Annotated in this window: 16 protein-coding genes; 6 read left to right on the forward strand and 10 right to left on the reverse strand. The window is 55.8% G+C overall.

What is annotated here, in order from left to right:
* Window positions 1-105 precede the first annotated feature (105 nt).
* From AO726_RS13995 to nudC, 4 genes are all read left to right on the forward strand, one after another.
* Window positions 106-2,364: an Orn/Lys/Arg family decarboxylase gene (locus AO726_RS13995; protein ID WP_058068672.1), complete on the forward strand. Its 2,259-nt coding sequence runs from the start codon at window positions 106-108 to the stop codon at window positions 2,362-2,364.
* Between the two features lie 214 nt (window positions 2,365-2,578).
* Complete coding sequence (locus tag AO726_RS14000; RefSeq protein WP_058068673.1) at window positions 2,579-3,391, forward strand: crotonase/enoyl-CoA hydratase family protein; 813 nt, start codon at window positions 2,579-2,581, stop codon at window positions 3,389-3,391.
* A 50-nt stretch (window positions 3,392-3,441) separates the two neighbouring features.
* Window positions 3,442-5,115, forward strand: a complete 1,674-nt coding sequence (locus AO726_RS14005) for a hypothetical protein (protein WP_058068674.1) — start codon at window positions 3,442-3,444, stop codon at window positions 5,113-5,115.
* 1 nt (window position 5,116) lies between these two features.
* Window positions 5,117-5,944, forward strand: coding sequence for an NAD(+) diphosphatase (gene nudC, locus AO726_RS14010; protein WP_058068675.1), 828 nt, complete (start codon window positions 5,117-5,119; stop codon window positions 5,942-5,944).
* On the opposite strand, the gene AO726_RS14015 is transcribed toward nudC, so the two are convergent.
* From AO726_RS14015 to AO726_RS14035, 5 genes are all read right to left on the reverse strand, one after another.
* On the reverse strand, window positions 5,918-6,697 hold the full coding sequence (locus tag AO726_RS14015) for a TSUP family transporter (protein ID WP_058068676.1): 780 nt from the start codon (window positions 6,695-6,697) through the stop codon (window positions 5,918-5,920). The two genes, nudC and AO726_RS14015, sit on opposite strands and share 27 nt — an antisense overlap.
* A 169-nt stretch (window positions 6,698-6,866) precedes the next feature.
* Window positions 6,867-7,634 carry an SDR family oxidoreductase gene (locus AO726_RS14020; protein WP_058068677.1) on the reverse strand — a complete coding sequence of 256 codons (768 nt, stop codon included), beginning with the start codon at window positions 7,632-7,634 and terminating at the stop codon, window positions 6,867-6,869.
* A gap of 36 nt (window positions 7,635-7,670) precedes the next feature.
* Window positions 7,671-8,738, reverse strand: coding sequence for a phosphotransferase family protein (locus AO726_RS14025; protein WP_058068678.1), 1,068 nt, complete (start codon window positions 8,736-8,738; stop codon window positions 7,671-7,673).
* A gap of 189 nt (window positions 8,739-8,927) precedes the next feature.
* Window positions 8,928-9,242, reverse strand: a complete 315-nt coding sequence (locus tag AO726_RS14030; RefSeq protein ID WP_058068679.1) for an SCP2 sterol-binding domain-containing protein — start codon at window positions 9,240-9,242, stop codon at window positions 8,928-8,930.
* Window positions 9,243-9,290: 48 nt separating this feature from the next.
* A complete protein-coding gene (locus AO726_RS14035; protein WP_058068680.1) occupies window positions 9,291-10,001 on the reverse strand; it encodes a histidine phosphatase family protein in 711 nt (236 codons plus the stop codon).
* A gap of 202 nt (window positions 10,002-10,203) precedes the next feature.
* Here AO726_RS14035 and sohB point away from each other — a divergent pair, with 202 nt between their 5' ends.
* Window positions 10,204-11,220 (forward strand): protease SohB, encoded by a 1,017-nt coding sequence (gene sohB, locus AO726_RS14040; RefSeq protein WP_058068681.1) that lies wholly within the window; start codon window positions 10,204-10,206, stop codon window positions 11,218-11,220.
* A gap of 21 nt (window positions 11,221-11,241) precedes the next feature.
* Entirely contained in the window at window positions 11,242-12,231 is a 990-nt protein-coding gene (locus AO726_RS14045) for a YhdH/YhfP family quinone oxidoreductase (RefSeq protein WP_058068682.1), read from the forward strand.
* Window positions 12,232-12,521: 290 nt separating this feature from the next.
* Here AO726_RS14045 and AO726_RS14050 read toward each other — a convergent pair whose 3' ends face one another.
* The 5 genes from AO726_RS14050 to AO726_RS14070 all read right to left on the reverse strand — a co-directional run bounded on the left by AO726_RS14050 (window position 12,522) and on the right by AO726_RS14070 (window position 17,735).
* Window positions 12,522-14,117: an isocitrate lyase gene (locus AO726_RS14050; RefSeq protein ID WP_058068683.1), complete on the reverse strand. Its 1,596-nt coding sequence runs from the start codon at window positions 14,115-14,117 to the stop codon at window positions 12,522-12,524.
* 577 nt (window positions 14,118-14,694) lie between these two features.
* Window positions 14,695-15,504 (reverse strand): secretin N-terminal domain-containing protein, encoded by an 810-nt coding sequence (locus tag AO726_RS14055; protein ID WP_058068684.1) that lies wholly within the window; start codon window positions 15,502-15,504, stop codon window positions 14,695-14,697.
* On the reverse strand, window positions 15,501-16,142 hold the full coding sequence (locus tag AO726_RS14060; protein WP_058068685.1) for a DUF7931 domain-containing protein: 642 nt from the start codon (window positions 16,140-16,142) through the stop codon (window positions 15,501-15,503). The genes AO726_RS14055 and AO726_RS14060 overlap by 4 nt, the downstream gene beginning before the upstream one ends.
* 8 nt (window positions 16,143-16,150) lie before the next feature.
* Entirely contained in the window at window positions 16,151-16,576 is a 426-nt protein-coding gene (locus AO726_RS14065) for a GNAT family N-acetyltransferase (RefSeq protein WP_058068686.1), read from the reverse strand.
* Entirely contained in the window at window positions 16,569-17,735 is a 1,167-nt protein-coding gene (locus tag AO726_RS14070) for a ribosomal protein uL16 3-hydroxylase (RefSeq protein WP_058068687.1), read from the reverse strand. Before AO726_RS14070 ends, AO726_RS14065 begins: the two co-directional genes overlap by 8 nt.
* Window positions 17,736-17,801 lie beyond the last annotated feature (66 nt).

A 17,801-nucleotide genomic window follows, 5' to 3' on the forward strand; every position in this document is an offset into this window, starting at 1 on the left:
GACCTTTTCTTATAAGGCGGCGTGAATGGGGTTCCGCGCAGGCGGTCAAGCCTCTAACCTGATGGGATAGGCAGACACGATCTGCCGCTCATCAGGGACGCCATAATGTATAAAGATCTCAAGTTCCCCATTCTGATTGTTCATCGCGACATCAAGGCCGACACAGTGGCCGGTGATCGCGTCCGCGCCATCGCTGCTGAGCTTGAGCAGGATGGCTTCAGCATCCTCTCAACTGCCAGCTCGGCAGAGGGACGGATTGTTGCCTCCACCCATCATGGCCTGGCCTGCATTCTGGTCGCAGCAGAAGGTGCGGGGGAGAACACCAGTCTGCTGCAGGACATGGTTGAACTGATACGAATTGCCCGCAGCCGTGCACCGCAGCTGCCCATCTTTGCTTTGGGCGAACAAGTTACCATCGAGAATGCACCCGCTGCTGCCATGGCTGATTTGAACCAGTTGCGCGGCATCCTCTATCTGTTTGAAGACACTGTGCCTTTTCTTGCGCGGCAGGTCGCCCGTGCCGCACGCAATTACCTGGACTGCCTGTTGCCCCCATTTTTCAAAGCGCTTGTGCAGCACACTGCGCAGTCAAACTATTCCTGGCATACACCTGGGCATGGCGGCGGTGTGGCCTATCGCAAGAGCCCGGTTGGACAGGCGTTTCACCAGTTTTTCGGGGAAAACACTCTACGCTCGGATTTATCCGTATCGGTCCCGGAGCTGGGCTCGCTGTTGGACCACACCGGGCCGCTGGCCGAGGCAGAAGCGCGGGCAGCGCGTAATTTCGGGGCTGACCACACCTATTTCGTCATTAACGGCACATCCACCGCCAACAAGATTGTCTGGCACAGCATGGTGGGGCGTGATGACCTGGTACTGGTGGACCGTAACTGCCACAAGTCGATTTTGCATTCGATCATCATGACTGGGGCTATTCCGTTGTACCTCTGCCCAGAGCGCAATGAGCTGGGCATCATCGGGCCGATTCCGCTTTCCGAGTTCAGCCGAGAATCAATTGAGGCAAAGATTGCTGCCAGCCCGCTGGCCCGCAACCGCAAGCCCAACCGCAGCGGGGCGCTGGTTAAGCTTGTAGTGGTCACCAACTCGACCTACGACGGGTTGTGCTACAACGCCGAGCTTATCAAGCAGACATTGGGCAACAGTGTTGAGGTTCTGCACTTTGATGAGGCGTGGTATGCCTACGCGGCATTCCATGAATTTTATGCCGGCCGTTATGGTATGGGAACCAGCCGTGCCGACGCTGCACCGCTGGTGTGTACCACGCACTCGACCCATAAACTACTGGCGGCGTTTAGCCAGGCGTCGATGATTCATGTTCAAGATGGCGGTGTACGCAAGCTCGATCATGAGCGCTTCAATGAAGCCTTTATGATGCACATTTCGACCTCGCCGCAGTACGGCATCATCGCCTCGCTGGATGTGGCTTCGGCCATGATGGAAGGTCCGGCAGGTCGCTCTCTGATTCAGGAAACATTCGATGAAGCCCTGAGCTTCCGCCGGGCACTGGCGAATTTGCGACAGAACCTGGAAGCCGGGGACTGGTGGTTCAGCATTTGGCAGCCACCTCAGGCAGAAGGCAGTGAAGGCGTTGTAACCGGCGACTGGCTGCTGGAGCCGCAGGCCGCATGGCATGGCTTTGGGGAGGTCGCTGAAGATTACGTCCTGCTGGACCCAATCAAGGTCACCCTGACCATGCCGGGCCTCACAGCAGACGGCAAATTGGCAGACAACGGGATTCCGGCGGCGGTTGTCAGCAAGTTCCTCTGGGAGCGTGGCCTGGTGGTGGAGAAAACCGGCCTGTACTCCTTCCTTGTGCTGTTCTCCATGGGTATCACCAAAGGTAAGTGGAGCACGCTGCTGACAGAGCTGCTGGAGTTCAAGCGCAGCTACGATGCCAACCTGCCACTGGCTCAAGTGCTGCCTTCTATTGCCCAGGCGGGCGGGCGGGTCTATCAGGATATGGGCCTGCGTGACCTGTGTGAGGCGTTGCATGGCTGCTACCGTGAAAACGCCACCGCTAAAGCGCTTAAGCGCATGTATACAGTGTTGCCAGAGGTGGTGCTGAAACCTGCTGATGCCTACGACCAACTGGTGCGTGGTGAGGTTGAAGCGGTGCCAATCGAGGCGCTTGAAGGGCGCATTGCTGCGGTGATGCTGGTGCCATATCCGCCCGGAATTCCTCTGATTATGCCGGGTGAGCGCTTTACCGCTGACACTCGCTCCATAATCGACTATTTGGAATTTGCCCGTACCTTCGATAACAGCTTTCCGGGATTCGATGCAGATGTGCATGGGCTGCAGAAAATCGATGGGCGCTATTGCGTTAACTGCATCAGAATTTGAAAAGAAGAGAGCCCTCACAATGCAGGCGTGCGGGCTTTGCCTCATCCTGTTTCGGGCTCACTGACAACGGCGGTAATAAAATTCTATCGGCTATGGCGTGTTATGCGTCACATTGAGCAGCATCGACATTTAGCTTCGGATTGTTATAGTTGAGAAGTTTTTAATATAAGAATGATCCCAGAACGCGCCTTGCGCATTTGAATGAGGAACTGCCGTGACCGACTACAAAGCCTTCAATGTCTCTTTGGCTGACAAGGTCGCTCATGTCGTGATTAACCGCCCGGAAAAGATCAACGCAATGAATGCGGATTTCTGGCGCGAAATTATCGATATCTTCCAATGGATTGATGACACGGACGAGGTCCGCGCGGTTGTCATCTCCGGGGCTGGTAAACACTTTTCCTCCGGCATCGACCTGATGATGCTGGCCTCTCTGGGCAGTCAGATGGGCAAGGATGTGGGGCGCAATGCAGAAAAGCTGCGGCGCAAAATCCTTGAACTGCAAGCGTCTTTCAATGCTGTCGACCAATGCCGCAAACCTGTACTGGCTGCTATTCACGGCTATTGCCTGGGCGGCGCGATCGACATGATCGCAGCCTGCGATATGCGTTATGCGACGCAGGACGCGCAGTTCTCAATTAAAGAAATCGATATCGGTATGGCGGCTGACGTTGGCACTCTGCAGCGCCTGCCGCGCATCATCGGTGACGGCATCATGCGTGAGCTGGCTTACACCGGACGAACCATCGATGGCATAGAGGCGCGCAGTATCGGCTTGGTCAACCGCACCTACGAAAGCAGCGAAGAGCTGCTGGCTGGGGTAATGGAGATTGCCCGGGAGATTGCATCTAAATCACCAATTGCGGTACGTGGCACCAAAGAAATGATCCGCTACATGCGCGATCATCGTGTGGATGACGGTCTTGAATATGTCGCAACCTGGAACGCAGCCATGCTGCAGTCCGTGGATCTTCGAGTCGCCATGACGGCTCAGATGAGCAAGCAAAAGCCAGAGTTCGAAGACTGATGCAAGGCTTGCAGGTTACGTCATTAATATTCGGTGGGGAGCGCTAGTTCATGGTTTCAGGGGCCACTTCGCTAAGTCTGGTACGAGATGAGTTGTTCACCACTATGGAAGAGGCGGAAACCTGCCTTGAACACTTCATCGTTGAGCGTGATAACGCCAGCCTGTTGCAGCAGGCTGTCGGCAATCTGCAGCAGGTGCGCGGCACACTCAACCTGATTGAGTTAACCGGTGCTGAGCTGCTTGCGCAGGAGGTCTTGAATCAGGCTGCGGATATTCCTGCTGGAGCCGGTGAAGAGCGCGATGCGCAACTGACTGCGTTGAGTAATGCGCTTCACGTACTGCGCCGTTATCTGGAAAACCTCGAGGCGCATCGCCAGGAAATCCCGGAGCTGCTGTTACCGGCGATCAATGAGTTACGCCACTCGGCCAATCAAACACCGCTGCCGGAAAGCTTCTTTTATACCGTCCGCCTCGACTCAGAGCGCCCGGCCGGCGTGCCGGCCAATCTAGATGCTCCCGTCAGAGCGGAAGCCATCAGACGGATGCGCCACCTGTTTCAGACCGGTTTGCTCGCCTATATTCGCGAAGCAGACCATCAGACCGGTCTAAAGCAGATGGCGCGCGCCCTGACGCGTCTGGACGGCTTATTTCGTAACCTACCGCAAGGTCGGCTTTATTGGGTTGCGGCTGCGGCAGCTGAAGCCCATGGTGATGCTCAGCTGATTCCGCGCCGGAGTCGCAAAGCACTGTTCGCTAAAGTCGAGCGAGAGCTCAAGGCTGTGCTGAATGAGCAGCATGAACCGCCTAAGACACTGCTTAAGGAACTGCTCTATCTGGTTGCCCTGGCAGACACTCAAGGGCCGCTGGCCGTGCAGGTTCGCGAGGCCTTCGGGCTAATGCCGCTGCCCTTTACTGACCATATGCTGGAAGAGGAATACCAGCGCTTGGTCGGGCCGGGCAAAGCAGTCTTGCAATCTCTGAGCTCTGCGATCCGGGAGGAGCTTAACAGCCTCAAAGATATGCTCGATCTGGTCGAGCGCGGCACCTTTGACAAAGATAGCCTGGGTACTCTGCATAGCCTGCTGGCCAAGCTGAGTAAGACCTTGGGCATGGTTGGTCTCAACTCGGCCGGCGCTGCGCTGAACGCGCAACTCTCAGTGGTCGCTGGCTGGACCAATGAGCAAGTGCCACAGAGTCAAGAGCTACACAAAATGGCCGACGCTCTGCTCTATGTTGAGGGCGTGGTGGCTGATTTTGAGCGTGGTGAACGGCGTGAAACGCGGGCCGCGGCACAGCCGGGTAATGAGGCGGACTCGTTTGCTCAGCATCAGCTTAACGAAGCTCGCATTGTTGTTCTTGACGAAGCCCAGGGCGGCTTGGCGCTAGCTAAGCGAGCAATTACCGCGTACTTGGAGTCAGCAGGTGACCGCGTTCATCTGGCTAATGTGCCGTTTAGTTTGCACGCTTTGCGTGGTGGCTTATGGTTCCTCGGTAAGGAGCGCGCCGCAGCATTGGTAGGGGCGTGCGCTGACTACATTCAGCACGCCATGTACGAGTCACCGCAAATGCCGTCTGAGCAAATGTTGGAGACGCTGGCTGACGCTTTGAGCAGCCTCGAGTACTACCTTGAAGGTGGTGCCGATGTGCCGGAAAACGGGCAACCCAATGTGCTGGATTTGGCCAGTGAGAGCGTACGTGCGCTAGGAATGACGCTGGAGGCGTGAAATGCCAGAGTGGCAGCCAAAAGTACTGGACGCCTCCACTTCGGGCGGTTGGGCGCTAGCTCACTGCAAGCAGCAGTTTCTGTCTGACAGCAATGGCGTCCTGTTCCCCCGTGAATGGCTGAAGAAGCAGGATCTGCCTGTGTTGGCTGAGCACGGCGTCGGCCATTTTGGCGATGATGCCATCTACCTTCTGGAGCTTGTAGACTGCATCGAGCTGCCAGGCTGTGTCTGGCAAGGTCTGCGTCGTTTCATGCTCGAAAGTGATGCCGAGACTTATAAGATGCTCGGCTATGCCTCGCAGATTGGTATTTGGGCACGTGAGCATCGCTACTGCGGGGGTTGTGGTGCACCAACGCAGCAGATTCCCGGTGAGCGGGCCATGTACTGCGCAGATTGCGGCATTCGCCATTACCCGCGGATTTCTCCCAGTATGATTGTGCTCCTGACCCGTGGCGATGAAGTGTTGCTGGCCCGATCACCGCGCTACGTGCCGGGTATGTACAGTACGCTGGCAGGATTTGTTGAACCGGGTGAGTCTGCCGAACAGTGTGTGCGCCGTGAGGTGCGTGAGGAAGTCGGCTTGGAAGTCTGCAACATCCGCTATATGGGCAGCCAGTGCTGGCCGTTTCCGCATTCGATGATGATTGGCTTTCATGCGGAGTATGCGGGCGGTGATATCGTGATTCAGGAAGACGAAATCGAAGACGCGCAGTGGTTTGATGTGCGTGAGCTGCCGCCATTGCCTGCTTCTAAGTCCATCGCCCGTTATCTGATCGACAGTTATGTCGCCACTCGCCTGGGTTTACCCCAGCCAGTGTTGCCAGACTAATCTCAACGTCAGCGCCAGCACGACCAGAATAAATACCGGGCGAATAAACTTTGCCCCACCGCCAATGGCGGTTCGTGCACCGAGGTAAGCGCCGAGCATCAGCGTCAGCCCCATGATCAGGCCGACTAGCCAGGCAACCTGACCGCTGAAGATAAAAACACTCAGGGCACAGGCGTTACTGACAAAGTTCATGCTGCGGGCCACACCGCTGGCTCTGACAAGATCAAGCGGATACATCAGCAGTGTGCTGACTGTCCAGAACGCACCTGTCCCGGGGCCCGCCACACCATCATAGAAACCCAGCGACAGCCCTTGCGGCCACTGCCGCTTGCGGGCGATGGGGGCGTCTGTGCTATGGATGGTTGTCGGTGTTTTAGCAAACAGCAGGTACAAGCCACAGGCGAATACTACGATCGGCAGCAACTGGTTGAGCCATTGCGAAGGCAGCCAGTGTGCGATCAGCGCGCCCAATAACGCACCAATCGCAGTTCCGGCCAGCGCGTTGCGCCAATGTGTCGGGTCAAACAGCTTGCGGCGGTAAAAAGTAAAAGCAGCCGTGGCTGAGCCGAATGTGGCGCACAGTTTGTTGGTGCCCAGTGCTAAATGCGGCGGAAGGCCGACGGTGAGTAGCGCGGGCAGGGTGAGTAGACCACCGCCACCAGCAATGGCATCGATAAAACCTGCTAAAAAGGCAACGCCGGCCAGGATCAGCAAGACGCTAAGTTCAAAACCAGGATCAAAAGACAAAAACATCTGCGGCGCTCAATCAGGAAGGGGCAGGCACGATAAGCGTGCCTGAGCGCTGATAATGCCGCAATGCGAGCCTCTGGCATACGGCCTGGGTGATGCCTGCCGAATTCAGGCAACGCTGCGTCGCATTAATAAAAAAGGGGCCGAAGCCCCTTTACTCTGCGTCTGCAGGTCAGGCCAGGATGCCGCCGTCGACATTGAGAGAGACGCCGGTTGTGTAGCTGGATGCATCGCTGGCCAGGTACAGCACGGCACCGGCCATTTCGCTTGGGTCGGCGACGCGCTTGAGCGGAATGCGCTGCAGGGCCATTTTCAGGATGGCTTCATTGCCGGTGAGAGCTGAGGCGAACTTGGTATCGGTCAAGCCGGGCAGCAGCGCGTTGCAGCGGATGCCGAACGGAGCGCATTCCTTGGCGAAAACCTTGGTCATGCTGATCACCGCCGCTTTGGTCACGGAGTAAATGCCCTGAAACTCGCCCGGCGTCACACCGTTGATGGACGCCACGTTGATGATGCTGCCGCCGCCATTGGCCTTCATCAGTTTGCCGGCAGCAATCGACATGAAGTAGTAGCCGCGAATGTTGACATCGACAGTCTTCTGGAAGGCTGACAAATCAGTGTCCAGCACATTGCAGAATTGCGGGTTGGTTGCGGCGTTGTTGACCAGGATATCGAGGCGACCGAACTGCTCTTTGATCTGCTCGAAGACGCTCTGGATCTGCTCCATTTCGCCGATGTGGCAGGCGATAGCAGTGGCTTTACCACCTTCAGCGATAATTGCATCTGCAACGGCCTGGCAGCCTTCGATCTTGCGGCTGGAGACGATCACGTGAGCCCCTTGCTGAGCCAGCAGACGGGCAATGGCCTCGCCAATACCGCGGCTGGCACCGGAGACGAAGGCAATCTTGCCGTCGAGGTCAAACAGAGTTGTCTTGGACATAAGTCATTCCTTTAGCACGAGCGGGCGCAAGGCCGTTTACAGTTTTGATTGGCTGATGACCTTCAGGCTCATCTGTTCCAGCAGCTTGTTCATGGAGATGAACTGAGCAAAGCGCTTGTCCTTGGTTTGGCCATGGTAAAAGCGGTAGTAAATCTGCTGCACAATGCCGGCCAGACGGAACAGACCGTAGGTGTAGTAGTAGTCGAAGTTACTGATCTGGATTCCGGCTTTCTGGGCGTAATAGTCGACGAACTCCTGACGGGTCAGCATGCCAGGCGCGTTGCTGGGCTGGCGTCGCATCAGTTGCACAGGTGCTGGGTCAGTGGCTTCAATCCAGTAGGCGAGAGTATTGCCCAGGTCCATTAGCGGATCACCAATGGTAGTCATCTCCCAATCCAGTACGCCGATAATCTGGCTTGGATTTTCCGGGTCAAGAATGACGTTATCGAGGCGGTAGTCGTTATGCACGATGCCGGGCTTGTGGTGATCGGCTGGCATTTTGTCCTGCAGCCAGGCAATCACCGGTTCCCATAGCGGTGCATCCGGGGTTAGGGCTTTCTGGTAACGGTCGGTCCAGCCGCTGATCTGGCGTTGGACATAGCCTTCTGGCTTGCCCAGGTCGCCAAGTCCGCAGGACTGGTAGTCGACGTTATGAAGTTCGACAAACTTATCGACAAAGCTCTTGCACAAATCGCGGGTCTGCTCTGGGCTGAAGTTCAGCTCAGCGGGCATGTCGGAGCGGAGGATGATGCCGTTAACCCGCTGCATGACATAAAACTCGCAGCCCATGACCGACTCGTCGGTGCAGTGGACATAGGCTTTCGGGCAATAAGGAAAGCCAGCGTTGAGTTGGTTGAGAATGCGATATTCGCGGCCCATGTCGTGGGCTGACTTAGCTTTATGACCGAACGGGGGGCGGCGCAGAACCAGCTCTCTGTCTGGGTAAGTGAGCAGGTACGTCAGATTAGATGCGCCGCCGGGGAACTGGGTGATCCGAGGTTCGCCGCTAAGGCCTGCAATGTGGGCCTTGAGGTATTGGTCGATGACGGTGACATCAAGTTCTTCACCTTCACGAATTTGAGTGGACTGATCAGTAAGCACCATTCTTATACCTTCTACTTATGATGTGGCCCCAGGATGATTTCCTAATCTAATACTGCGCTGCTGGCCCCACAACCTTATGCAGGCTGATATAGATCAGCGTGTTGAGGCCTGATCAAACTGCCTGATTGAGCTTAAAGGCGAAAAAAAACCGGAGTCATAGACTCCGGTTTTGTTCACTGTTGGGTTTGATTAAACCGGGAACAGTTCGCTCAACTTCATAGCCAGCATCATGTCGCCTTCAGCGCGCAGTTTGCCAGCCATGAATGCTTGCATGCCGTCGGTGGTGCCGCTGGTGATGCCTTCCAGGGTTTCGGTGTCCAGGATCAGGGTCACGTTGGCGTTCGGGTTATCGCCTTGCTCAACAGCGCAGGTGCCGTCTTTAACGATCAGGGCGTAGTTCTCACCGTCTTCGATGTTGAATTGGAAAACCAGGTCCAGGCCTGCAGCAGCGCCGGCGTTGAACTTGGAGTGCATGGTTTGGATGATGTCAGCAACGCTCATGATGTTTTCCTTTTTTTAGATTAACTACGCTCATGGGGAGCAGGTCCGGACTCATCGATAGGTGATGAGTTCCGGGGCCTTCAACAGTTGCAAATGCGCGTGGCTGTTGAAGGAAGCCAAACTCACTTGCTTGCCGCGAAACTTCAGGCAACTCAGTGAGGTGTTCACAATTTGCCAGTTCAGCTCGAAAGCCTGGGCCGGCGTAATTCCGGTAATCAGATGCAGCAGGGCGGTAATTGTGCCGCCCGAGGTAAACACGGCGATGTTCTGGGAGTTGTCAGCCTGCTCCAGCAACCGATTGAGTCCGCTCTCAACTTGACTGACAAATCCTTCCCAGCTTTGCAGGCTGGTGGCGCTGTATTCGGCAGCCAGCCAGCGGTTAATCAGTTTGGAGAAAATCCTCTGAAACTCTTTGCGATTAGCGGCGCCGTTACGCATGACATCAAGTGCTTCAGGCTCTTCGCTAAGCATTTCAGGTAAAAGTGCCCGAATTACCGCTTCCGCATCAAATTCATTGAACGCTGGATCAATCTCCAAAGCGGGGGCTTGGCCAAACGCGCTGCGCAGCTGTTCGAGCGCAGAATTGCCAGTGTGCTGCTGGCGGCGTAAGTCGCCACTGATGCTGCGATCCAAGTGGATGCCCAGTTCAGCCAGGTGTGAGCCGAGGATTTCGGCCTGACGTACGCCGATGGGCGAAAGCACATCGTAGTCATCAGCGCCGAAAGAGGCTTGGCCATGTCTGATCAGGTATATACAGCCCACGCGTCCGTGTCCCGGTACGTCTTAAGTTCCGGCGAGGTTATGAGGAAGTGTTAGGCCTGTCAACGAAAAAACATACGCTTGTTTGAAATTCTCGTTTCATGAAGTTTATGACCCCTTTGCTGGCCGATGAAACCTAGCCTCGGTATGCTTGAAAGCATTGTGCGCTGTGATGACAGCGTGATGACGAGACAAGGGGACAGATGTGGAGTTTCTAGCGGAGTACATCGGCTTTCTGGCTAAAACCGTGACGGTCGTGGTGGCTATCCTGGTGGTGCTGGTGACCATTGCTGCTTTGCGCAGCAAGGGCCGCCAGAGTGTCGGGCAGTTGCAGGTGAGCAAGCTCAATGACTTCTTTAAGCAGCTGCAGGAGCGTGTAGAGCACGCTGTTCTGGATAAAGCTCAGCTTAAAGCTGCAGCTAAAGCTGAGGCTAAGGCCGCCAAGCTCGAGAAAAAGTCCGGCAGTACTAAGCCTCGCGTTTATGTGCTGGATTTTGACGGCGATATCAAAGCCTCGGCGACTGAAAGCCTGAGACATGAAATCACGGCTGTGCTGAGCATGGCCACCGCCGAAGACGAAGTGGTTGTACGCTTGGAAAGTGGCGGCGGCATGGTCCACAGCTACGGTCTGGCTGCCTCCCAGTTGGCGCGTATTCGTCAGGCTGGTGTGCCACTGACAGTCTGCATCGACAAGGTCGCGGCAAGTGGCGGTTATATGATGGCATGTATCGGTAACCGCATTATTTCTGCACCGTTTGCGGTACTGGGCTCAATTGGCGTGGTAGCACAGCTACCGAACATTCACCGCCTTCTTAAAAAGCACGACATTGATGTGGAGGTGCTGACTGCCGGTGAGTACAAGCGCACGCTTACAGTGTTGGGTGAGAACACCGAGAAAGGCCGTGAGAAGTTCCAGGAAGACTTGGAAACCACGCACGAGCTCTTCAAAGGCTTCGTGGCCCAATACCGGCCTCAGCTGGACATTGAGCAGATTGCTACAGGCGAGGTCTGGCTGGGCATTGCCGCACAGGGCAAGCATCTGGTCGATGAGCTTAAGACCAGCGATGAATACTTGGCAGATCGAGCGCGCTCGGCTGATTTGTATCATCTGCAGTTTGCACAGAAGAAAAGCCTTCAGGAGCGCATCGGAATGGCCGGCAGCGTTGCGCTGGACCAATTTGTATTGGGCTGGTTGAGCAGGCTCCAGCAGCGCTTCTGGTAAACAGACGATTAAGGAGGGGGAATGAGTACGTTCAAGGCATTACAGGCCCGCGCTACTGAGTCGGGTGGTTTCGAGCAAGTTATTGTATCGCGTGAAACTGAAGAGCTACCGGCTGGCGATCTGCTTATCCGGGTGCACTACTCCTCCCTTAACTTCAAGGATGCTTTGTCTGCGACGGGTAACCGTGGTGTGACGAAGAACTTTCCCCACACGCCGGGAATTGACGCGGCTGGTGTAGTGGAGGCTTCCACTGTGGCCGAGTTCAGTGTGGGGGATGAGGTAATCGTCACTGGCTATGACTTGGGGATGAATACGGCCGGTGGTTTTGGTCAGTACATCAGAGTCCCGGCGCCATGGGCGATAAAGAGGCCGAAGGGACTGTCACTGCGCGAGACTATGGTTCTGGGGACTGCCGGTATGACTGCGGCCTTATGCATCGAAAAACTGGAGCAAGCTGGTCTAACGCCGGATGCTGGCACCGTGCTGGTTACTGGTGCAACAGGAGGTGTCGGTAGTGTGGCAGTGGCTTTGCTAAACCAGCTTGGCTACCGGGTTGCTGCGGCTACTGGTAAGGCAGATCAGGAAGCCTTCTTGCGCCAACTGGGAGCACAGGAAATTGTCAGCCGTGCAGCGCTGGAAGAGGGAACCGATAAGCCGCTGCTAAAAGAACAGTGGGCTGCAGCGGTCGATTGCGTCGGTGGCGATATCCTGTTCAATGTCGTGAAATCACTGCGCTACGGTAGCAGCGTTGCATGCTGTGGGCTGACAGCTGGAACGAGCTTTAAGGGAAGTGTGCTGCCATTTATTTTGAGGGGCGTGAATTTACTGGGGGTCGATTCTGTAGAGTTGTCGCTGGTTGCCAAGGCCTCCATGTGGGACAAGCTCTCTCTGCAATGGAAAGTCGACCTTGAGTCGCTGGTAACTGAAGTTAGTTTGGCGCAATTGCCTGAATCCATTGACCGCATTCTGGCTGGTAAGCAGGTCGGGCGAGTGCTGGTGGATCTCTCCTGATACGGTAGATGGCCCTGCTGGCGTGGGGCTATGTACGCTAAGGCTATTCATAATCTAGAGCGAGGCTGGGAAGGCGATCTCTTGATCGTCCTTTGGCTGGCTCTGTGTTCTTCAAGTTAGTCTGTATTCCTCTAGTTGTAGCCAGTTTTAACTTTTCTGATGGAAACAAAACGCCCGGTACGATGGCCGGGCGTTGAGGGATCTTGCGATCTATCTGAACAGGTTCTGTTGCCTGTCTCAGGGAGACAACCTCAACCTCGGCCGCAGCGTTGGTTGAGGTGAGCCAGCTCTTAGTGGAACTGGTTCATGGTGTTGTCTTTACCGCTTGCTTTCAGAGCAGCTTCACCAGCGAAGTACTCTTTATGGTTGTCACCGATGTCGGAGCCAGCCATGTTCTGGTGCTTAACGCAGGCGATACCCTGGCGGATTTCCTGACGCTGAACGCCTTTCACGTAGGCCAGCATGCCTTGATCTGCGAAGTAACCTTTGGCCAGGTTGTCGGTGGACAGCGCGGCAGTGTGGTAAGTCGGCAGAGTGATCAGGTGGTGGAAGATACCGGCGTGAGCGGAACCATCGCGCTGGAAGGTACGGATCTTCTCGTCAGCAATCTTGGCCAATTCAGTTTCATCGTACTCAACGCTCATCAGCTTGGTGCGGTCGTAGGCAGAAACGTCTTTGCCTTCAGCAACGAATGCATCGAACACTTGCTGACGGAAGTTCAGAGTCCAGTTGAAGGACGGGCTGTTGTTGTAAACCAGCTTGGCATTCGGAATCACTTCGCGGATGCGGTCAACCATGCCTTTGATCTGGCCAACGTGTGGTTTCTCGGTTTCGATCCACAGCAGGTCAGCACCGTTTTGCAGGCTGGTGATGCAGTCCAGTACGCAGCGGTCTTCGCCAGTGCCAGCGCGGAACTGGAACAGGTTGGACGGCAGGCGCTTCGGACGCAGCAGTTTGCCTTCGCGCTTGATTACGACGTCGCCGTTGCCCAGTTCGGCTTCGGAGATTTCTTCGCAATCCAGGAAGCTGTTGTACAGGTCGCCCAGGTCGCCCGGCTCGTTGGTTACAGCAATTTGCTTGGTCAGGCCAGCACCCAGGGAGTCGGTACGGGCAACGATCACGCCGTTGTCGATACCCAGCTCCAGGAACGCGTAGCGAACTGCAGCGATCTTGGCCAGGAAGTCAGCGTGCGGAACAGTTACTTTACCGTCTTGGTGGCCGCACTGCTTCTCGTCAGAAACCTGGTTTTCGATTTGGATGCAGCAAGCGCCTGCTTCAATCATGCGCTTAGCCAGCAGGTAGGTGGCTTCCGGGTTACCGAAACCAGCGTCGATGTCAGCGATGATCGGTACGATGTGAGTTTCGTAGTTGTCGATCTGGTTCTGGATTTCAGCTGCTTTGGCGGTGTCGCCAGCTTCGCGGGCTGCGTCCAGGGCAGTGAACAGCAGGTCCAGCTCACGGGCGTCAGCCTGACGCAGGAAGGTGTACAGCTCTTCGATCAGGTCGGAAACTGCAGTTTTTTCGTGCATGGACTGATCCGGCAGCGGGCCGAAGTCAGAACGCAGCGCTGCAACCATCCAGCCGGACAGGTACAGGTATTTTTTGTTGGTGGTCTTCAGGTGCTTCTTGATCGAGATCAGCTTCTGCTGACCGATGAAGCCGTGCCAGCAGCCCAGGGACTGGGTGTAGACAGAAGAATCGGCATCGTACTCTTCCATGTCTTTACGCATGATATCGGCGGTGTACTGAGCGATCTCCAGACCGGTCTTGAAGCGGTTCTGGGCGCGCATACGAGCCACGGATTCCGGGTTGATAGCGCTCCAGCTGCTGCCGAATTTCTCTTTCAGAGCGGCTACGGCCTTAATATCGTTTTGATAAGCTGACATGGTCAATCCTTCAAAGTGTGTGTTTGTTGAGCACCGGCTTTCCCACTTAACACCTGTGTTGCCGGGTTGTTGTTGCTCACTTCGCAGGACGTCGAGATGTCGACTTGAGACGGAGATGATCCGGGAGGAGGGTGGACGATATCAGCAGAAGATAGGCTTACAGGGTGCAGACGTTGTGGTCTGCTGCTGTCTGGCTCGTGGTTGCCGTCTAGCAATACTTCCTGATGTTTCTACTTCGGTTTTGCTGTCAAACGCTTCCCCGTCCCTCAGGACAACTTCGTTCCAGTCGCAATCTCATTGAACGGCCTTGTGAGCTTCACAACGCAGATCGCCTCGTACGGTAAGTGGAGTGCGATCCGGAGGGGCTTTTAAGCACCTCTGATTAGCGGGAGCGAGGCCATCATGCCTCTGGTAAAAGGGTTCGTCAATTATTTTGTAGTGTTTTTTTATCACTACTACAAAAGTTGAATAGCGACCCGTGGGTCACTGCTGATGCCGGTCAGTCCATGTGATGTCATGGAGGCTGTGAAGGGGCAGGGCCACAGGCTGTAGCCCTGAGCGCGCACGAAGTAGGGGATTACTGAAGTAGGTCGACTTTGACCCGTACGCTCATGTCGTCACGACCTTGCGTCGTGGAATAGCGACCAAAGTCGGATTGGTTACCGCTGCTTTGTTCGTTGACACCGCCGAGGCTAATCCATTCGCCCAAGCGGCCGCTGACACGGGTATCGGTACCCTGAATGGTGACGACACCGGGTTGGGATTGACTCATGCGGTCGTTGTTAGTGCTGATGTTCAGGTGCACCATCTCGCCACTGACACTGGCGGTCACGTACATGCCGCGTGTTACGTCGCGGTATTGGGTGTTGCGGTAGGTTTGACCGTAGCCGTCGTGGCCGTAGGTGGTTAAGGGTACGCTCTGACCAACCTGAATCAGCGCCGGATAGCCTTCGGTTGCCTGTATCTGCTGAGTGCCGCCGCTTCTGCTGCTGGTGGAGCGGTTGATGATTCTGACCTGGTCACGACCATGGATTTCGCCCTGGCCAATTTGAATCTGGCCATTACCAGCACTGATGCTGCCATCGGCTCTGATACCTCGATCTGTACCGTAGCCGGATTCGCTGGAGTCAACGGTGATCAGCAGGCGTTTGGGCTGGGTGTCTAGCTGATTCAAAAGGTCACGAATTTCACTGATCTTGGCAGGATCTGCATTGATGATCAGTTGATTGCCGTAGGCATTTGCCCGGCCTTCATGGCCTAGCGTGGACTGCAGAATTGGCAGGACGTCTTCGGCAGTTCTGTAGTTCAGAGGGATAACCTCTGTCGCAGCACTGAGTGGCAGGCTCAGGATGGCTGTGAGGGTGGGGATCAGATGGCGAAGCTTCATAGCAGAAAACTCCGTAAGTCCGGGTCGGTAATACTGGTGTCCCAGGCCTGGTCAAACTGGGCGCGGCGCTGGCGGCAGCGCTGCGCATCATTATACAGTGCGTAGCCGCTGGGCTCGCCGGTTTCGGGCATAAACAGCAGTCCGCAGTCATCGGTCAGCAGGAAGGCGACTTCTTCTGAAGCATAGTCCGGATGTAGTTTGCGGATGTGAATGCTGCTTGAGAGGCGTTTCGACAGGTTGAGCAGGCGATGGCCCTCTCTGACTGCTCGGCTGGAGTCCCGTAGCAAGATGCGCAGTTGATTGCGTGGGTTGGCCAGAAGGAAGCGAGTGCAGGCTTCCTGGACGCTGCTGTGGTGGTATAACCAGGGCTCTAGGTCGTGGCTGTAAACGCAGAGGTTGCGACGCGCTTGGAAAAGCATGGCGAGCGCGTGGGCGCGGGCTATTTCCGGGCGGCTGAAGCGTTCCAGCTTGTCGTGCTCACCTAAGATGAAAGGAGCGGGCTCGGGCTGTGGAACGTCAGGGGTTTCAGGTTCAGGATTGATGAACGAAAAACGCCCCGGGGATTGAAACTCGATGGCACGTAGCTCGCTGGGCTCGGGGCTATCGGGTAGATCACTCGGGGCGTCTTTGTTGTTCATCGCTGATCCTATGTACTGCTGCGTACCATGTCGACGTGAGGGATGCCTGCATCCAGATATTCGCCACTCACGATCTTGAAGCCGAGCTTTTCGTAGAAAGGCGTGGCATGCACCTGAGCGCTTAGCATTTGCTGATTAAGCCCGCGCTTTTCAGCTTCTGCAATCACTGCACTGATCAGGGCGGCTCCGACATTCAGGCCGCGCCAGTCTTTGAGCACGGAAACCCGACCAATGTGCCCGTCTGGCAAGAGGCGGGCAGTACCGATTGGATAGTCGCCGTCCTGTGCCAGGAAATGGATCGCTTCAGGATCTTCGGCGTCCCATTCTAGTTCGGGGGGCACGGCTTGTTCGGTGATGAATACAGTTTCGCGGATACGACGCAGCTCGGCATTGTCCTTGTGCCAATCGGCCAGGCGAATCTGCAGGTTATTCATCAGCAAACTCCAGGCTTCCTTGTTTGGTCAGTTCCAGCAGCAGGCAGCGTGCATTGTCATCGTCCAGCCAGTTGCTGAGGTTTTCGATGTGTAGTGCGTCGGCGGCGCAGACCAGCTTCAGCAGTTCGCGGAAGCTTTCCGGAAACAGGCGGCTCTGGCCACTGGCAAACAGCACAAGGTCTTCACCTACTTCGGACCAGGCCATGCGGGCGCTTGGGTTGCGAATGAGGATGGCGCCGTCTTGCAGGTTGGCCAGGAACTCCTCCTCTTCAATCTCGATGCCACTGATCAACTCAGGATAGCGCGGCTCAGTCATGAATTGGCCGAACCAAGTCATCAGCAGGCGTTCGTCGCTCATATGTTCGTTGAGCAGCTTTTTCAGCCGCTCCAGAGCGTCACGCTGGATTTGCGTCGGGTCTTCTGCTGGTTGCGCGTCAGCATCGCTGTAGCGCTCTTCATCGGGCAGGAACTGGCCGAGAAAGTCAGTGAAATGGGTCAGGACTTCAGCGGCGCTCGGTGCGCGGAAGCCTACGGAATACGTCATACAATCATCCTCAGCGGTGCCACAGTGGGCCAGAAGAGGCGGCAGGTACAGCATGTCGCCAGGTTCCAGAACCCATTCATCAGTCTTGGTAAATTCAGCAAGGATCTTCAGATCCGCATGTTTGAGCATCGGGCTATCCGAGTCGCACATCTGGCCAATCTGCCAGCGGCGCTTGCCGTAGCCCTGAAGCAGGAATACATCGTAGTTGTCGAAGTGGGGGCCAACGCTGCCGCCAGGGGCTGCGTAGCTGATCATGACGTCGTCAATGCGCCACTTCGGTAAGAACTTGAAGTCTTCAATCAGTTCGGCAACTTCAGGTACAAATTGGTCTACTGCCTGAACTAGCAAGGTCCAGTCTTTTTCCGGCAACTGGGAGAAAGCGTCTTCGGCGAAGGGGCCTCGGCGCAATTCCCAGGGATGCTCGCCATGTTCAAGCACGATGCGAGATTCGACTTCGTCTTCCAGTGCCAGTCCGGCCAGTTCGTCAGGCGAAATGGGACTTTCGAAGCCGGGAATGGCCTGGCGGACCAGCAGTGGTTTTTTCTGCCAGTAATCACGCATGAACTCGCGCGGTGTGAGGCCACCCAACAGTTGCAGCGGAGCATCAGGATTCATAGCTAAGCCTTTGAAGTAAATGAAAACCCATAAATGAAAACGCCCGGCTCAGCCGGGCGTTGAAAA

Origin of the sequence: Pseudomonas sp. TTU2014-080ASC, from assembly GCF_001446935.1 — a bacterium.
In the GTDB taxonomy this organism is placed as follows: domain Bacteria; phylum Pseudomonadota; class Gammaproteobacteria; order Pseudomonadales; family Pseudomonadaceae; genus Aquipseudomonas.